We start from the raw sequence: 17,627 nt of genomic DNA on the forward strand, positions 1-17,627 counted from the left end.
GGTCGCCTTAAAACTAAGGCGAGAGCGATGACGAACGCTGTTAGGCTTATGACGGCGCGGAACGTTCTAGCGAGGCCTGCGGCATCGGAAAGGCGAATAACCCAATCCATGGTCGCATGTATCGTCGCCCTGCCGTAGAAATCGATGATATGATCTTCGATGCGGCGCTTTGGGCAGGGCATACAGGATCAAGTACTGATGGCTAATATCCCTTTACCCACGGATCCCGCATGATCCTCCCCGGACCGAAGGTTGAAGCCCTTCCGAAGAAATCTCCGCGATCTTAATACGCTAACCCCCGATCGACTTTTGCAAAACCCCGCGCTCGGTGTAACACGGCGGCTGCAACTCGCCCGCCGAGCAGCGTCACAGCGCGACGAGCGGCGAGAAGCGGAAGCGGAAGCGGGGGGGGGCTTGGTTCGCCGCGGCCTTGGCAAACGCCTCAGGAGCGCGAGCCGTTTGCCCCTGTCGCAAGTGACCGGGACGCCTCGGGTCAGCCTGCGAAGACGCTCGGCAGCCAGAGCGACAGCGGCGGCACGTAGGTGATCAGTGCCAGCGCGGCGAGCAAGGTGAGGTAGAACGGCCAGATCGTGCGGATCAGCGTCGTCACCGGCAGCTTGCCCACCGCCGAACCCACGAACAGGACCGAGCCGACCGGCGGCGTCACCAGGCCGATGCCCAGATTGAGCATCATGATGATGCCGAAATGGACCGGGTCGACCCCCACGCCCATCGCAACCGGCAGGAAGATCGGCGTGGTGATCACGATTAGCGGCGCCATGTCCATGAAAGTGCCGAGCGCAAGCAGCATCAGGTTGATGATCAGCAGGGTCAGCAGCGGATTGTCGGTGATGAACCCGATCAGCGCGCCCAGCTGGCTCGGCACTTCGAGCAGCGCCATGGCAAAGCCGAACGCGGTTGCCGCGGCGATGATGAACAGCACCATCGAGGCGGTGCGGACCGATTTGCGCGCCGCTTCCCAGAAGGCGGTCCAGCCGAGGCTGCGATAGACCAGCGAGCCCACCAGCACGGTGTAGATCACCGCGACGGCAGAGCTTTCGGTGGCCGTGAAGAACCCGCTGAGGATGCCGCCCATGATGATCAGCGCGGTCATCAGGCCGGGGATGGCATAGGCGGTGGCGAGGATGAATTCGCGCCAGCCGGGGAAGCGTCCGGTCGGCAGGGCACGCCGCCTGGCCACGATCCATGCGGTCAGCATCAGCATGAACCCGGTCAGCAGGCCGGGAAACACCCCGGCGAGGAACAGGTCGCCGATCGAGACGCCCATGCCCGAAGCGGCCGAATAGATGATCATGTTGTGCGATGGCGGGATCAGCAGGCCGACCACCGCCGCGGTCACTGTCACATTGATGGAGTAATCGCCGGGATAGCCTTTTTCCTTCATCATCGGGACCATCGTCGATCCGATCGCCGAGGCGCTGGCGATGGCCGATCCCGAGACCGCGCCGAACATCATCGAGGCGCCGACATTGACGATGCCGAGACCGCCCGTGACCCGTCCCACCGCCGCATCGGCGACCCGCACCAGCCTCTCGGCGATGCCGGCGCGATACATTAGGTCTCCGGCGAAGATGAAGAAGGGGATCGCCATCAGGGTGAACACGCTGATCCCCGCCGCGCTCCGCTGCACCGCCACGATCGGCGGAATGCCCAGCGTGGCGAAACAGGCGAGGCTTGCGCCGAGCAGCGCGAAAGCCACCGGGACGCCGACCGCCAGCAGAACCAGCAGCACGCCGAACAGGGTGAGAAGTTCCATTAGGCGTCCTCCTCGTTGTCGCGGGGCGCCTGGCCCATCGACAGCTGGGGCAGCGCGAAGAGCATCATCAGCAGACCGGCGATCGGCATGGGTATGTAGGCGACGGCGCGACTGACGCCGATCGAGGGGATCACGTTTTCGCGCACCAGCCAGCACATCTGCGCGCCATAAATGCACAGGACCAGGCCGATCAGGGCGATCACCGCGGCAACGATCCGCCGGACGGGCCCGGCGCGATCGCCCAGCCGCTCTTCGAGCAGCGCAATGCGGATATGGAAGCCCTCGTAAACGCCCGCGGCCGCCGCAAACATCACGTACCAGATCATCAGGACGAGCGAGGCCTGCTCGGTCCACGAAGGGCTCGATGCGAGGACGAAACGTCCGAACACCTGCCATCCGATCACCAGGGCCATGGCCGCCAGTCCGGCGGACGACAGGACGATCAGCCCGCGTGCGATGCGTGCCATCATGCCGTATTTCCTCCGCCCATCGAAAGTATGCCTTCGACCACCGCCTTCTGTTCAGGCGTGGTGATGAAACGATCCCAGACCGGCCGCATGAGCGCCGCGAACGGCTCCTTGTCGACGGGGGTGACCTCGATCGGCGACGCAGCGATGATCTGCTTCGCTTCGGCGACCTCGGCGTCCCACAGGCGCCGCATTTCGGGAACCGACTGTTTCGCCGCCTCGCGCACCAGTTTCCTGTCCTTGGCATCAAGCCGCAACCACGAGGCCTCGCTCATTACGAAGGCTTCGGGTGTCAGCAGGTGTTCGGTGATGCTGAGATGGTCGATCACTTCGAAATGTCGCGCGCTCACCAGTGAGGGCCAGTTGTTCTCGGCGCCGTCGATCACCCCCTGGGCGAGCGCCTGGTAGGTCTCGCCATAGGGGATCGGGACCGCATTCGCGCCGAGCGCATTGATCATCGCCACCGACAAGTCCGAATTGGGGACGCGCAGCTTCAGCCCGCGCATGTCTTCCGGCGACCGGATCGTGCGACGATTATTGTAGAAATTGCGCGCGCCCGAATCGTAGATCGCAAGTCCGACCAGCCGGTGTCGGCGCAGCGACGCCAGGACCGTGTCGCCCAGCTCGCTATCGACCACTCGTCGCATATGCGCGACCGAATCGAACACGAACGGCAGGCAGAAGGGCAGCGTCATTGGCTCGATCGCATTGAGCGGGGCGAAATAGACCCGCGTCATGTCGAGCCCGCCGAAGCTGGCGATTTCGAGCGTATCCATCTCGCTGCCGAGCTGCCCCCCGGCGAACACCTTGGTGCCGAGCCGCCCGTCGGTCCATTTCGACAGCAGCTGGCCCATGAATTCAACCGCGCGCACCGTCGGGTAATCGGCCGGATGCGCATCGGCGCTGGTGAAGACGCCGGACAGGCGGGGCTTGCACCCGGGCAGCAGGGCGCCCGCAGCCAGCGCCGCGCCGCCCGCCAAGAGGGCACGGCGGGATACCGGGTGATTGCCCATTGTTCGAATTCCCACCCTTCCCTTGGTCATCACCGGTCGAGCGCCGTAAAACGAAAGTCCCTGAACCTGGCCTCGCCGGGTCCAGCCGCGTACAGGCCGGGTCGTAGCATCAGGAAGTCGCCTCGCACATTGTGATGATAGCCCGACACTTCCATCCCCCGATCGAAGCGCTGCCAGGTGCGGCCGCCATCACCACTAGTATCGAACACCACGATATGGGCGCGATTGGTCACCCGCATTAGCATGCGCGATCCGTGCGGGTTGGCGGGGCGCGCACGTTCGCGACCGTATTGATGGGTGACGAAACGGTCGGCATCGAAACCCAGCCCGCAATAGAGCCGGTCGTCGTAGAACAGCACCAGGCCCGCCCACCCACCTGGCGCGATTTCGATGTCGCATTCGAATTGGTACGAACGATCGCCGGCCGTGACGAGCAGTGGGGATCCGCTCGACGGTGCCTTTCCCTTGCCGGCGAGGCGCAGGACGCCGTCGCCGCTTTCGATGCGCTTTTCCTCGCTCGGCTCGGGTTTGAAGAACGCCCATTTACTGCCGAGCGCGAGCGGCCCGGTGAAATCGTCGGACAGCGGCATCCCGTGGGGCACCGCCGATCCGCCCTGCGGCTTGGAGAGCGCGTGCGACAGGTCGCCGCCCGTCATATCGAACCAGCCATCCCTGTCGAATGCGACCGGATCGAGCAGGCATTGGCGGCCGAGTGTCCAATAGCCGTTCTCGTATCCGTGATACAGCGACCACCAGCTGTCGTCGGGCGCCTGCACTAGCGAAGCGTGGCCGCGCGACCACCAAGCCTCGTCGATGCTCGTGGTGCGCACCAGCGGATTGCGCGGATGATGTTCCCACGGCCCGTGCAGCGAGCGCGAGCGCGCAGCGATGACCATGTGGCCGGTCGGCGGCCCGGCGGTGCCGCCAACGGCGGTGAGCATGTAAAACCATTCGCCGATCCGATGGATCTTGGGGCCTTCGGGCGAAAAACCCTCCACCACCCAGTCGGCGGGATAGCGCCACGGATCGTAGGCGTGCTCGACTGGGCCGACGATGGAGAGATTGTCGTCCGACAGCCGTACCCGGTCTCCGCCCGATAGGAACAGCCAGCGCGACCCGTCTTCGGCGACGGCATGGCAGGGATCGATATGACGTGGCAGGCCCAAGGGAATCGGGTCGCTCCACGGCCCGGTGATATCATCGGCCCAGGCGACGAAGATATCGTTGCCGAGCGCCGCCTTGACCGGGATGTAAAGCAGATAGCGGCCCTTGTCCTTGTGCAGGCTCGGAGCCCAGACCGCTCCGATATTGCGGTGCAACGCGGCATCGAGTGGGCGCCAGTTGACCAGATCCCGCGAATGCCAGATCGTCAGCCCCGGATAGGCGTCGAAGGTCGAGAAGGTCATGTAGTAGTCCTCCCCGTCCCTGAGGATCGCCGGATCCGGGCGGTCGCCCGAGACGACTGGGTTGAGGAAAGTGCCGTCGCCCAGATCCGCTATCCGCTGATTGTCGAAGCCGCGGCGATAGCGCCCGTCAGTCGTGCGCCCGACCCGCTCTTCCTCCCTGGCATGCAGCGGGAAAGGCAGCGCACCGGCCAGGCCGATTGCCCCGACACCGCGCATCACGTCCCTCCGTCGCAGGCTCATGCGAAGCTCCGCGTGCGCGCCCAGGCCAGCCACAGGTCGGGCCAGGCGGCAACCGGCTTGCCGATCGCCTTGCGCAGCCCGAAGCCGTGGCCGCCATTTCCAAACAGGTGCGTTTCGACCGACACGTTCTTCGCCTTGAGCGCGGCGCGCATCAGCAGGGTGTTTTCGACCGGCACCGCATCGTCGTCTTCGGCATGGAGCAGGAAGAACGGCGGCGCATCGGCCGGCACGTTGCGATCGGGTGAATGCGCGGCCTCGCTCGCCGTGTTCGGATCGGGGCCGAGCAGCAGCGCGCGCGACCCGGCATGCGCGACCGAAGGATCCATGCTGACGACCGGATAGATCGGCGCCGCGCAAAAGGGCTTGGCCGACCATGCATCGGCCCCGTCCACTGCGTCGTACACCCGCCCAGCGAAACGCGTGGCGAGATCGGCACAGACGTGCCCTCCGGCCGAAAAGCCCATCGCCGCCACCCGCTCGGGATCGATCGCGAAATCCCCCGCGCGATGCCGGACGAGGCGCATCGCGCGCTGGGCATCCGCGAGCGCGACATCGGGTCCGGCGGCCCATCCTTCGCCTGGCAGACGGTAGAACAGGACGAAGGCAGTGAAGCCGCGGGCCGAAAGCCACCGCGCCATCTCGTAGCCTTCCTTGTCGACGACGACATGGCGATACCCGCCGCCCGGAATCAGCAGCACCGCGGCGCCGTTGCTTCTGAGGGGCCGGAACACCGCCATGCGCGGCACGGAAATGCCCCTGACCGCGCGATCGGTGACAAGCCGGTCCTGCGAACGCTCGACCGCCTCTTCGACGAGCCCGGCAGCAGGCGCACCTGGCGCGCCTGCCGGCCACAGATCGATTGTCTCGGTAGGTTGGGGCAAGCCCGGAGGAAGCGCGCCGTCCGCATCCGGAGGCCGGGTCTGCGCGAAGGTGGTGCTTGCCAGGACGGACGAACAGAAGCCTGCGGCCATGAGCGACCGGCGATCGATTTTCATGTCGCAGGCTCCTGCGCTGTGCGCGATGGGATCAATATTCGAAACGCGCGCCAACCATGATGATGCGGCCGAAGTGGTTGTTCTCGTAGTTCCGGCGCGCGTCGTCATCGGTCCAGCGATAGCGGTAATCGTCGGTCAGGTTGTTGCCGTCGATCGTCAGTTCGATGTTGTCGGTCAGCTTGTAGCGGATCGCCGCATCGAGATTGAACGCATCCTCGAACCCTTCGAGGAAATTCCCGTTACCGCTGCCCCCGGTATTGTAATCGCTGCGATAGGCGCCAGAAACGCGGATCGAGAACCGCCCGTCATCGTAATAGACGGTGCCGTTCGCCGAATATTTCGAGACCCCCGGGAACGTGGTTTCGATGAGCGTGCCGCCGAAATTCACATCCTGGTTGCTGTCGACATAGGTTACGTTGCCGAGCACGCCGAAATTGGCGAGCATGCCGCTGGCAAAGGCGGAGAACGGCAGGTTCACGCCGAGTTCGACCCCCTTGATCGTTGCCCCTTCGCCATTCCCGACCGCGCGGAATTCGAACTGGCGGTTTGGATCAGTGCCATTGACGACCGCGTCGTAGGCAGGTGTACCGGACGTCAGCAGCGAGGTCGGAAGACCGCTTTGCGCATAGGTGATTTGAGTCGAACTGGAGACCGGGAAGCTCTCGATCTTCTTTACGAAGCCAGCGAGTGATACGATCGCACCGGGCGCGAAATACCATTCGAGCGATACATCGTAATTCCAGGCCCGGTACGGATCTAGGAACGGGTTGCCGCTCGATATGCGGAAGTTGAATTCGTCGACCGAGCCGCCGGGAGTCAACGAACCCAGCGTCGGCCGGGTGATTACCTTCGAGACCGCGCCGCGAACGATGAAATTGTCGGTTGGGAACACGTTGATATTCACCGCCGGCAAAAGATCGTCATAGCTACGCTCGACCGTCACGAACTGCCCGCTGTTGAAACCTTGCGAGGTCTGATCGGTATGCGCGTAGCGCATCCCGAAATTGCCCGTGACGCGCGTGCCTTCGTCGATTTCGAAGTCGGTCTGGAAGAATCCGCCCGCCACTTCCTCGGTCACACCGCGCTCGTCGCCTTCGCGGGTTACGGCGGGGATGTCGTAAAGGCCAAGGAAACTCGTCGCCGCGTCCAGATTGGGGACCACCCACGCATTGGTGTTCCCGCTCGGCTGTCCAGCATTGCCTAGCTGGAACAACTCCGCAAGATCGCCCGTGACCGGCGCACCATAGGCGCCAGGAGCGCAGGTAAAGGCCGAGCAATAGGTGCTGTCACGGCGCGCGCTCGTGGTGAAGAAATCGAACTTGCGATAGAACGGACCTGCCGAAATGCGCAGGCCGGCAACCGGTTCGTACTCGAGGTCGAGCTTGAGCGTGCGGAACTTGTTGTTCACGCTGCTGGGCCGATCCCGGAATTCGGCCAGCTGGAAATTGGCCGGATTGGCCACATCGGTTCCGAAGGTAAGTCGCGGAAACGCCATGTCGGTATAATCGTAGCTATACACTCCGTCACGATCATCGAAGATGATCGTGGTTTCGACCGGGATGGTAGCGTCGGATTCGGAGAACCCCCCGAGCAGCCGCGCAGTGAATACGTCGGAGAACCGCTGCTCGATCTCGCCGGAAATCTGGTAGAAGTCGGTCTCGCTTTCGCGACTGTAGCGCTCGTTCCGGATCCATGCATTGTCGAGATCCGCGGCAATCAGGTTGTTGTCCGCATCGATCGTGTAATTGGTCACGTCGATCGTATCTTCGTTCGAGCGCAGTAGCACCTCGCCCCAATACTCGTCGCGCGTTTCCTTGAAGTTGGAATAGAGCGCGTTGAGCTGGATATCGGTGTTATCGCTCGGTCGGAACTGGATGGCGGCGGTTGCGCCCAGGCGCTCGCGATCGTGATTCACGAGGCCATAGCGCGGGATGCGCGGATGGAAAGCATTGGCAACTTCGACGCAGCCAGGATCGGCCGGATTGGCGGTGCAATCGACGCCGCCGACCGACTGAAAATCGGCCTGCGCCCAACGCACCGAGTTGTTGCCGAGCTCGGGCGTTTCATAGGTCGTCCACGCGACCGAGGTAGAGATGCCGAAAGTCTCCTCGGGATTGGTCCAGGCGAGCAACCCCGCAACACGCGGCGCGATGTCTTCGTTCAGATCGTTGTAACGCGCTTGCGCCGACGCAACGACTTTCAGGCCCGCGCCATATGCGAGCGGATTGCCGGTGTTGAGATCGATCACCGCGCCAAGCGAGCCTTCGTCGAGCTGGGCCGACGCGGTCTTGTGGACGACGATCGAATTGAACAGCTCCGAAGCGAACACATTGAAATCGAACGCACGATCGCGGTTCGAAGACGCCCCATCGACCGACGTTGCGATCGTCTCCATTCCGTTGACGCGCACGCGGGTGAATTGTGCCCCGAGACCTCGCACGGTGATCTGGCGCCCCTCGCCTGCATCGCGTTCGATCGCGACGCCGGGAATACGCTGAAGCGATTCGGCCAGATTGGTGTCGGGGAACTTGGCGATATCCTCGGCCACGATCACGTCGACCTGCCCGACCGCATCGCGCTTGGCGGCGACGGCGGCATTCAGCGATTCGCGGAAGCCGGAAATGACGACGACGTTGGCTGGATCGGTCGCTTCTTCAGCAGCCTCGTCGGCCACTTCGTCAGATTGGACGGTGCCGGCATCCTGTGCCGCCGCTGCGGTCGGCAACGACACGGCGACGCCGGTCAGCAGCAGGGCCTTAATCGTGTGCGAAAACTGGCTCATATTATCTCTCTCCTCCCAGAATGGCACCGGTGTCTGCAAGGAGCGACGGGACCTCCCGATCCCGTGTTCACGCCTACCGGCAACCTCTCAAATCCCAACCCGGCCTTCTTTTGGTAACCGGTGTCATATCTTTCTTGCACCCTGTTCTGGATACTGTCAAGATGCGTGGGATGAGAGAGGGATACATGATGAAGCTATTGAAGTTATTAGTGTTTATGATCGGTGCTGTGGCACTTTCGCCGCAGATCAGCGCACAATCCCCTGTGCCAACCGACGGCGGCGCTGGCGGACGGATCATCCGCGTCACGACGCTCAACAAGGATGGGCCGGGCAGTCTCAAGGAAGCGCTCGAGGCGGACGGGCCGCGGATCGTCGTGTTCGAAGTCGGCGGGGCGATCGACCTCGAACGTTCGGTGTTCACGATCGAGAATCCTGACGTCACCGTTGCTGGACAGACCGCCCCGTCGCCCGGCATCACCATCCTGCGCGGCGGGATCGACGTGAACGCCCACGACGTGATCCTCCAGCACCTGCGCGTGGTGGTCGGCGGCGACGGACAGCCCAAGCGTTCGGGCTGGGAAGCAGATGCCTTCTCCACCCGATCGGCCGCCAATGTGCTGGTCGAGAACAACAGCTTCTTCTGGGCGGTGGACGAAAACATGTCGGCGTCCGGCCCGCGCTTCACGGGCTACACGGTCGAGGAATGGCGCGAAGGCACCAGCCGCAACATCGTATTCCGCCTCAACCTGGCGGCAGAAGGCCTGGCCGATTCGACCCACCCCAAGGGGGAACATTCGAAGGGCTCGCTGATCCATGACAACGCGACGGGCATCGTGTTCGAGCGCAATATCTGGGCGCACAATGTCGAGCGTTCGCCGCTGCTCAAGGGCGGTGCCGAAGCGCTGATGATCAACAACCTGATTTACGATCCCCAACTGCGCGCGGTGCATTACAATCTGATGGACCTCGAATGGGCCGGGCACGAACCGGTCGACGGCAAGCTTACCGCCATCGGCAACGTCATGCGCGGCGGCAACAGCACCGACGACGACCTCCCCTTCCTGACCATCGGCGGGGTCGGCGACCTGCTCTATTACGGAGCCGACAATGTCGCGGTCGATCGCTACGGCAAGGATCTGCCGATGTTCGGTCGCTATGGCGTGACGAGTGCGGAAATCCGCATCCAGGACGCGCCGCTGCACGACCTGTCGCCCTACGAGATCCTGCCCAGCATCGAGGTCGAGACCACCCTGCTCTCCACCGCCGGCGCACGCCCGTGGGATCGCAGCGAAATGGAAACGCGGGTGCTGTTCTTCATCGCCGAAGGGCGCGGCGAAGTTATCGATTCCGAAGACGAAGTCGGCGGCTATCCGAGCTTCGAGGCGACCAGCGCGCCGTTCGATCCCGCCGCGTGGGACCTCACCACGATGCGTCCGAAATCGGGCCGTTGGCCGGGCCAGAAGGAAGGCGCGCAGGAGCATCTCTCTCCGCGTGATCGCCAGATGCGTCAAGGCGTCCAGTGATGGGCGCCGCGCTCGCGCTCTTGCTGGCAGCGCCCTTCGTTCAGGAGACTGCCGTTCCGCCCATGGTGGTGGTGGCCGAAGAGGATGTCGAAGTCCGCGAGGCGCCGCCCCACGGGGCGATCGGCATGTCGACCGCCTATCGGATCAGCGATGCCGCGCCCCAGCCGCGGAGGATGGAATTCCGTCGCCGCGTCCTCGATGTGGGCGCGGCGGTGGGCGAACATCCGATTTCGCACGACGAAGTCTATTACGTCACATCGGGGCACGGTCTCGTGATTTCCGACGGCGTCGAGGCCGAGCTTCGCCCCGGAATGGCGGCCTATCTCTATGAAGGCGCAGTGGTCGGCATCCGCCAGGTCGGCGACGAGCCGCTTTCGATCATCATCGCCTATCCGGTCGCCCCGAAAGACTGACCGACGATCTCAGGGGCGGACGAGCGGCCGGATATCCGGCACCAGGCGCACCAGTTCCGCGGCAATCACCGCCGCGAACAGTTCCGCCCCGAACTCGCCCAGATGGGTGTAGTCGAACAGCGGATTGCGCCAGTCGATCCGATCCGATGCGCCTTCTTCCGGCAGCACCGGTCGCCCGGTCGCCGAAGGTAGCGTTTCGCCCTCGATCGCCGCCGCGGCCGCAATCGCGGCAGAAGGGGGCGCTTCGGCCGTCAGGTTCGCGAGCGAGGGGCCAAGCGCGGCAATGATCGCCCGGCTGCGCCCGTTGAGATCGATCAGCGGCGCACCGGTTTCCGCGGCCACACGCTCGATCGCCGCCACCCACGGACCGAGATCGTCGTCCAGTTCGCCATCCTCGAACTGACGCCGCGTCAACGGCGTGAACAGGATCGGCACCGCTCCGGCAGCGCGCGCTTCTTCGACATAGCGGCGCATATTTGCCGGGAATTCGGTTTCGAGATCGGTCGAGCGGCCCGGCTTTCCTGGCTGGTCGTTATGGGCGAAGCCGATCAGCACGAAGACATGATCGTAGCCTTCCACCTGCATTTCGCCGCGCGCGATGTCCCACAGCCCTTCGGCGCGAAAGCTCCCGCTCGAGCGCCCGTTGCGCGCCAGATTGAGGCACGGGGTGGGATGCGTCACGTGGCGGCTGCAGAAGGCCGGCCCCCAGCCATTAGCGGTCGCGGTCGTTGAATCGCCGACAAGTATGATCTTGTTGGGCTTGGCAGGCGCCGACGTCTCAGTCGCGCGCTCGGCATTCTGCGCTGCCGTCGGCGACGCGGCCACGAGCGCGCAGGCAGTGGCGGAAAAGAGGATGTCACGGATCGTCATCGGTCAGCTCCCTGGCTGGATATAGGGTGCGGTTGCCCACAATTCGCGTTCCCACCGCCGCGGATCGTCGACCATCCGGGTCTCATCCTCGCCGATGAACAGTGTTGCGCGGTCGGGCAGGCGATAGGGCGTCCAGTCGGTAAGGCCCGGCGCGCCGGTGCGGGCGAGACCGGCAAACGCCGCGATCATCGTCGCGCTGATCGCACCGGCGCGCGCGCCGGTTCCCGAATAGCTGCCGGGCGCATCGAGCGTGCCGAACACATAGGGCAGGTCGTCGGTATGCGCCGCGCCGCGCGCCGGATCGATCGGGCTGGGCCGGTCGAGCTGGTAGACCCAGGTCCGGTCACCCGGTGCCGCCGCGCGGGCATCCGCCTCGATTACCTGGCCAGGCCAGCTGCGTCCGGCGGTGGTGGCGGCATAGAACACCTGTTCGGCGCTCCAATCGGGGTATTTCGCCCGGTATTGCGCGACAACCCAGTCGGACCGCAGATCGATCCTGATCTGCGGTGCGAGGCGATCGGCGATGTTCGACCAGTCAAGCCCCGAGACCACCGGACCATCGGCCTTGATGAAGGCGCGCGTCTCCTGACTGGTATTGCCGAGGATCATCGGGATCGATTGCGATTGCGACGGCGCATCGGGCCAGAACGGATGGCGATGGAGATGCACCATGTCGAGCACCGGACCGAAATAGATCCCGCCGCCCAAAATCGGATCGGTCGCACCGAGCCCGTTCAGCAATTGCTCGTAAGGCGCGGAGCGCAAGGCTTGCGGGTCGGCGGGATCGAGCCCCGCCGCGGCCAGGAAGGCCTGCGTCCGGCGCCAGGCGTTGCCCGGCCCCTGCGCGGTGACTTGCTGTCCGCTCATCGTGGCTGCGGAATGGAACAGGCCCGCCGCTTCGGGCATCGCCATCAACGTGGCGATCTTGGCCCCGCCGCCCGACTGGCCGAACACCATCACGCGGCCCGGATCGCCGCCGAACATGGCGATGTTCTCGCGAACCCAGCGCAGCGCGGAGATGAGATCGAGCTGCCCCAGATTGCCGGTATGCCGGAACGGCTCGCCGAACGGCTGCAGCCAGCCATAACCGAACGCGTTGATGCGGTGATTGACCGTGACGACCACCGCATCGCCCTGCGCCGCGAGATGCGGACCTTGCGTCAGCGGATCGGTGACCGAACCCCAATTGTAGGCCCCGCCGTGGAAATAGACCATCACCGGCCGCCGGGCGCGGCGATCGGGATCGGGCGTCCATACGTTGAGGAACAAACAGTCCTCGCTCATTTCGGGCGTCATCGGATTGCGCTGCGGGCACAATGGGCCGAAACTGCGGGCCGCTTGCGGCTCCGCTGGCAGCGCAAGCATTTGCGGCGGTTCGAACCGTGCAGCGCGGGCGTAGCGGATGCCGAGAAACGCGGGCGTCCCGCGATCGACGAAGCCGGCATACGGCCCCACGACTGGATCGGGCTTCGCCGCGAAAGCGGGCGTCGCGAAAGCGGCCGCTCCGGCGGCCCCAGCCAGCGAGCCCGCCACGAAGGCGCGGCGGGTCAATCCACCGGCTGCTGGCCCATCAGCGGCTGTTGGCCCATCAGCGGCTGACATCGGCGCCTCCCAAGTCGAACGCCTCGAGCTCTGCATGACCGATGCAGATCGAATCCCCGATCACGCCATGCTTCATCGCCGCGAGCGCGAGGCCGGATTTCGCCATGTCCTGCGCCGAGCCATCGTGCAGCCAGCGGTAGATCACGCCGGCGGCATACGCATCGCCGGTCCCGATTCGGTCGACCACCGGGGCAATGCGCACTTCCTCGGTCTGCCAGTGGCTCTCGCGCAGATCGACCCGTCCCGCGAGCCGATGCACCGTCGCGCTTTCAATATGGCGCGCCGTCGAGGCGATCACCTGGAGATCGGGAAAGGCATCGAACGCCGCTTCGGCCGCTTCGCGTCGCCGATCGGGACCATCGCCCGAAAACGTCTTTCCCAGAAGCAGGGAGATATCGCGGTGATTGCCGATCAGGATTGTCGCGCTGGCCACAAGCTCTGTCAGGATCGCGCGCGGATCGCTGTTCCACGCATTCCAAAGGTTTGCGCGATAATTCCCATCGAAGCAGATCGGCAGGCCGGCATTGCGGGCCGCCTCGATCGCCGCCGACGCCAGTTGCGCGGAATCGGGTCCGAGCGCGGGGATGATCCCCGAAAGGTGGAGCAAGGCGGCGCCATCGAGTGCTGCAACGAAACCCACATCGCCGGCCTTCGCCCGGGCGAACGTGCTGCCGACGCGATCATAGGTTACGCACCCGCCCACCGGGCCACTCGGCGGTTCGAAATAATAGGTGCCGAGCCGACCTGCGGCATGCGTGACATGCTCGGTCGCCACCCCGGCCTCGCGCAAGGCCGCAAGCGCGCGGCGGCCGAGCGCATTATGGGGCAGAACGGTCAGCATCGAGGCTGCCTGGCCGAGACCTGCCAGCGCGATCGCGACATTGGCTTCGGCCCCGCCCACTGCGAGATCGAGCGCGGCGGCACGCGTCAGCGGGATACCGGGCATCGGCGACAGCCGCAGCAGCATCTCGCCGAAGCAGACGACCGGGGGTGGGTCGCCCTGGCGCATCACCGCGCCAGCCATCCGCCATCGACCGCGAGGATATGCCCCTGGACGTAATCCGCCGCCCTGCTGGAAAGGAACACGGCCGCGCCGCCGATATCGGCGGGATCGCCCCAGCGCCCTTCGGGAATGCGCTCCATGATCTGGCGGTTGCGCGTCTCGTCGGATTGCAGCGCGGCCGTGTTGTTGGTCGCGATATAGCCGGGGGCGATGGCGTTCACATTGATGCCCTTGGGCGCCCATTCATTGGCCAGCAGCTTGGTGAGACCACCCACTCCGCTTTTCGAGGCGGTGTAGCTGGGCACGCGAATACCGCCCTGGAAGGTCAGCATCGAGGCGATATTGACGATCTTGCCGCGCTCGCCCGCCTGGCTCGCCCACTCGACCATGTGGCGGCCGACCGCCTGGCTGAGGAAGAACAGCACCTTCATATTGGTGTCGACCACCGCGTCCCAGTCGGCTTCGGTGAAATCGAGCGCATCGTCGCGGCGGATGATCCCCGCATTGTTGACAAGAATATCGACGCGACCGAGCGCATCGACCGCTTGCGACACGACGCTCTCGACCGGTGCAATGCTGGAAAGATCGGCCTCGATCTGGATCGCCCTGCGACCGCAGGCCTCGACCTTGGCCTGCGTTTCGTCCGCCGCGCTGCGACCGACCAGCGCGAGATCCGCGCCCGCTTGCGCCAGCGCGAGTGCAATGCCCTGACCGATCCCGGTGTTCGCGCCGGTCACGATCGCCTTGCGACCGGTCAGGTCGAATGATTCGGTGCTCATGATCCCTCTCCCTGCGCTTGGCTTAAAGGCTGCGGAGGTAGGCGGAAATCTCTTCGTCCTGCGAATTGGGATAGAAATACTCGGCGAACCGCTCACCTGCGATGGCCGATTTGAGCAGGTCCTGATCGACGCTTTCGAGCACGCTCAGCATGTCCTTGGTCGCCGCAGCCTTGAAGTCCTTCAGGATGCCGCGATTGGTCGCCATGATCTCGGCACGCTCTTTGGGATAGCCCTGCCCGCCCTCGTTCTCGAAGATCTTGCGGTAGCAATCCTGCAAATTGAGTTCGGCGGCCCAACCGAATCCCTTGGCATAGGGCATCGAGATCGCATTGCCGTCGTTGATCTGGCCGAACAGGAACGCATCGGTCGGATCGATCACGAGGCCGCAGAACACGCCGGGCATGGCGTTGCAGGCCAGCATCGAACCCATCCCCGTGCCGCAACCGGTCACGACGAAATCGGCGGCCTTCGAGTTCAGCAGTATTCCCGTCAGCAAACCGTTCATCACATAGGTGAGCGAGGCCTCGTCCTGTGCCGTGTACATACCGTAATTGAACACTTCATGGCCCAGCGGCTCGACCACGGTGGTTAGCGCATCGTGGATGACGCCGTTCTTCGCGGCCTGGCTGTTCTCGGTAATGAGGGCGATTTTCATGCTGTCTCTCCTGGTCTTCTGGTTCGCGTCCGCTGCCCGACGAGCGCGGCGTGAGATCTTTTGGTAACCGGTGTCATAGCATACTTACCCGCTCGCTTCCATGGTCGCAACATGCGATTTCTCATGGCTTTTGCGGCGGGGCGACCGACGATCGCTGAACGAGGCTCGAATCGAACTTGAACGGTTTGGCCTCGGGCGTCGCCGGGGCGATCAGTTTCATGGCGGCGGCGTTCGCCATCCTGGTGATCGGCCAGCTCACCGTGGTGAGGGGCGGCCACATATGAGCCGCCGTGGGCGAATCGTCGAAGCCGATCAGCGACAGGTCGCGCGGCACGGCAATTCCACGCTCGGACGCGACATGCAGCGCACCGGCCGCCATCTCGTCGTTGCACGCGAAAATCGCGGTCGGACGCGGATCGCGATCGAACAGCGCGCGCGCCGCCGCCTTGCCCGATTCGAAGGTGTAGGCGCCTTTCGCGACCAGGCCGGGATCGTGCGCAATTCCGTGGCGATCGAGCCCTTCGAGAAAGCCCCGACGCCGCTCGAGCGCCGAGCGGAAGCCTTCCGGCCCCTCGATCAGCGCGATCCGCCGATGCCCCTGCTCGACCAGGTGATCGACCGCCCAGCCTACCGCTTCGCCATCGTTCGATTCGACGAGGCGGTGCGGTTCATCGAACTCGGCCGAGCCCATCCGCACATAGCCGCAGCCCTGCTCGAGGCAGAGTTCGGCGATGGCATCGTTCTCGGAGATCGGCGGCAGGATCATCACGCCCGCAGGCCGCTGCTTTTCGAGGAAGTCGCGAATGTCGTCCAGCATGTCGGGCGAATGGCGATCGACCGGGCGCACCACGAGTGCGAATTCGGTGTCGCGGATCGCGTCGAGCACACCCTGCTGGAAGTTCAGGATCGTCTGCGCATTGGGATTGTCGTAGAGCAGGCCGAGCACGAAATTGCGCCGCAGGGCGAGCGCGCGCGCCTGCGGATTTGGCACATAGCCGAGTTCGGCGATCACCTTCTCGACTTTCTCACGGGTCTGCGGTTTGAGCATGGGCGAACTGTTGATAACCCGGCTCACCGTTTTCTTCGACACCCCTGCCCGGGTGGCGACATCATTGATCGTCGGCGTTCGTTTCGAGCTTATCATAGCCGGTCCGGTGGTTCCTCAAGCAAACGCTGACTTTCAACGTCATACCGCGCCAATCGTCAAATGGCGAACGCGCGCAGTGGATGAACTGTTGGCTGGAATTTCGTTTTGACACCGGTTTCCCAATGGGGCTAAGCCGCGGCAAATAACAAGGTGCGGAGGAGGGGAAACGCATTGGCTGACATGTCACATACCATCGCCCAAGCGTTCGTCGATGCGCGCCGGAAAAGGTCCGGACTGCGCGAATATCCCGGCGAACGCCCGCAAACGCTTGCCGACGCCTATGCCATCCAGGACGCGGCTCTGGCGATCTGGAAACGCGCGATCGGCGGATGGAAAGTGGGGCGGATCAATCCGCCCGATAGCGATCGCCTGGGGGCCGAACGGCTCGCCGGTCCGGTTTTTGCCGACACGATCGTCCGTGCCGACGGCGAACCGGCTGACTTCGCTATTTTCAGCGATGGTTTCGCCGCGGCCGAAGCCGAATTCATGCTACGGCTCGCACCGCGGGACGGCGCGCTGCCGACCACTCCGACCGAAGCGATGGAGTGGGTCGATGAAGTGCGGATCGGGCTTGAAATCGCGTCCTCTCCCTATCCGGATATCAATACCGACGGTCCCTGCGTCACCATTTCCGATCATGGCAACAATGCGGGGCTGCAGCTCGGCCCAACGGTCGACAAGACTCACTGGTCGAGCCTCGACGACGTCGAAGTGTCGCTGTCGATCGATGGTCGCACCGCGGGCCGGGCGACCACGGCCACCATGCTGGACGGACCGTTCGGTTCGGTCTGCTTCCTGCTCGCGAACCTGCAGCAGAGGGGTATCGCGACACAGGCCGGCTGGTGGATATCGAGCGGCGCGATAACCGGGGTTCACAAAGTCGAATCCGGCAACGACGTCATCGCGCATTTCGGCGATCTGGGATCCGTCTCCGCGCAGATCGACTAACCTGCCG

16 protein-coding genes are annotated in these 17,627 nt (G+C 64.3%); 4 read left to right on the forward strand and 12 right to left on the reverse strand.

Annotation, left to right across the window (positions count from 1 at the left end; translation table 11 throughout):
* Window positions 1–493: 493 nt before the first annotated feature.
* Genes GRI68_RS08795 through GRI68_RS08820 form a run of 6 tightly spaced genes read right to left on the reverse strand, consistent with a single transcriptional unit; the run spans window position 494 to window position 8,680 of the window.
* Window positions 494–1,777, reverse strand: coding sequence for a TRAP transporter large permease (locus GRI68_RS08795; RefSeq protein WP_160616904.1), 1,284 nt, complete (start codon window positions 1,775–1,777; stop codon window positions 494–496).
* On the reverse strand, window positions 1,777–2,247 hold the full coding sequence (locus GRI68_RS08800; RefSeq protein WP_160616905.1) for a TRAP transporter small permease: 471 nt from the start codon (window positions 2,245–2,247) through the stop codon (window positions 1,777–1,779). Before GRI68_RS08800 ends, GRI68_RS08795 begins: the two co-directional genes overlap by 1 nt.
* Complete coding sequence (locus GRI68_RS08805) at window positions 2,244–3,257, reverse strand: TRAP transporter substrate-binding protein (RefSeq protein ID WP_160616906.1); 1,014 nt, start codon at window positions 3,255–3,257, stop codon at window positions 2,244–2,246. The genes GRI68_RS08800 and GRI68_RS08805 overlap by 4 nt, the downstream gene beginning before the upstream one ends.
* Window positions 3,258–3,286: 29 nt before the next feature.
* Window positions 3,287–4,903 (reverse strand): family 43 glycosylhydrolase, encoded by a 1,617-nt coding sequence (locus GRI68_RS08810; RefSeq protein ID WP_160616907.1) that lies wholly within the window; start codon window positions 4,901–4,903, stop codon window positions 3,287–3,289.
* A complete protein-coding gene (locus tag GRI68_RS08815; RefSeq protein WP_160616908.1) occupies window positions 4,900–5,898 on the reverse strand; it encodes an alpha/beta hydrolase in 999 nt (332 codons plus the stop codon). Before GRI68_RS08815 ends, GRI68_RS08810 begins: the two co-directional genes overlap by 4 nt.
* 31 nt (window positions 5,899–5,929) lie before the next feature.
* Window positions 5,930–8,680, reverse strand: coding sequence for a TonB-dependent receptor (locus GRI68_RS08820; RefSeq protein WP_160616909.1), 2,751 nt, complete (start codon window positions 8,678–8,680; stop codon window positions 5,930–5,932).
* A 215-nt stretch (window positions 8,681–8,895) separates the two neighbouring features.
* Here GRI68_RS08820 and GRI68_RS08825 point away from each other — a divergent pair, with 215 nt between their 5' ends.
* The gene (locus GRI68_RS08825; RefSeq protein WP_234028752.1) at window positions 8,896–10,203 is read left to right on the forward strand and encodes a pectate lyase family protein; all 1,308 of its coding nucleotides are present in this window, start codon (window positions 8,896–8,898) and stop codon (window positions 10,201–10,203) included.
* Complete coding sequence (locus tag GRI68_RS08830; RefSeq protein WP_160616911.1) at window positions 10,203–10,616, forward strand: cupin domain-containing protein; 414 nt, start codon at window positions 10,203–10,205, stop codon at window positions 10,614–10,616. The genes GRI68_RS08825 and GRI68_RS08830 overlap by 1 nt, the downstream gene beginning before the upstream one ends.
* A 9-nt stretch (window positions 10,617–10,625) precedes the next feature.
* Here the strand turns inward: GRI68_RS08830 and GRI68_RS08835 are convergent, their stop codons facing one another.
* From GRI68_RS08835 to GRI68_RS08860, 6 genes are all read right to left on the reverse strand, one after another.
* The gene (locus GRI68_RS08835) at window positions 10,626–11,486 is read right to left on the reverse strand and encodes a rhamnogalacturonan acetylesterase (RefSeq protein ID WP_160616912.1); all 861 of its coding nucleotides are present in this window, start codon (window positions 11,484–11,486) and stop codon (window positions 10,626–10,628) included.
* Window positions 11,487–11,489: 3 nt separating this feature from the next.
* A complete protein-coding gene (locus GRI68_RS08840; protein WP_160616913.1) occupies window positions 11,490–13,088 on the reverse strand; it encodes a carboxylesterase/lipase family protein in 1,599 nt (532 codons plus the stop codon).
* Window positions 13,075–14,112 carry a sugar kinase gene (locus tag GRI68_RS08845; RefSeq protein ID WP_234028753.1) on the reverse strand — a complete coding sequence of 346 codons (1,038 nt, stop codon included), beginning with the start codon at window positions 14,110–14,112 and terminating at the stop codon, window positions 13,075–13,077. The genes GRI68_RS08840 and GRI68_RS08845 overlap by 14 nt, the downstream gene beginning before the upstream one ends.
* Entirely contained in the window at window positions 14,097–14,870 is a 774-nt protein-coding gene (gene kduD / locus GRI68_RS08850; protein WP_160616914.1) for a 2-dehydro-3-deoxy-D-gluconate 5-dehydrogenase KduD, read from the reverse strand. Before kduD ends, GRI68_RS08845 begins: the two co-directional genes overlap by 16 nt.
* A 22-nt stretch (window positions 14,871–14,892) precedes the next feature.
* Complete coding sequence (locus tag GRI68_RS08855) at window positions 14,893–15,525, reverse strand: RpiB/LacA/LacB family sugar-phosphate isomerase (RefSeq protein ID WP_160616915.1); 633 nt, start codon at window positions 15,523–15,525, stop codon at window positions 14,893–14,895.
* A gap of 121 nt (window positions 15,526–15,646) precedes the next feature.
* The gene (locus tag GRI68_RS08860) at window positions 15,647–16,666 is read right to left on the reverse strand and encodes a LacI family DNA-binding transcriptional regulator (RefSeq protein ID WP_407643364.1); all 1,020 of its coding nucleotides are present in this window, start codon (window positions 16,664–16,666) and stop codon (window positions 15,647–15,649) included.
* Between GRI68_RS08860 and GRI68_RS13655 the strand changes: the two genes are divergently transcribed.
* Together GRI68_RS13655 and GRI68_RS08865 are read left to right on the forward strand one after the other, a co-directional pair.
* Window positions 16,572–16,781, forward strand: coding sequence for a hypothetical protein (locus tag GRI68_RS13655; protein WP_199799884.1), 210 nt, complete (start codon window positions 16,572–16,574; stop codon window positions 16,779–16,781). The two genes, GRI68_RS08860 and GRI68_RS13655, sit on opposite strands and share 95 nt — an antisense overlap.
* A gap of 71 nt (window positions 16,782–16,852) precedes the next feature.
* Window positions 16,853–17,620 carry a 2-keto-4-pentenoate hydratase gene (locus tag GRI68_RS08865; protein ID WP_160616917.1) on the forward strand — a complete coding sequence of 256 codons (768 nt, stop codon included), beginning with the start codon at window positions 16,853–16,855 and terminating at the stop codon, window positions 17,618–17,620.
* The last annotated feature ends 7 nt before the right edge of the window (window positions 17,621–17,627 follow it).

The sequence above is a fragment of the Alteriqipengyuania halimionae genome (assembly GCF_009827575.1).
GTDB classification, from domain to species: Bacteria; Pseudomonadota; Alphaproteobacteria; order Sphingomonadales; family Sphingomonadaceae; genus Alteriqipengyuania_A; species Alteriqipengyuania_A halimionae.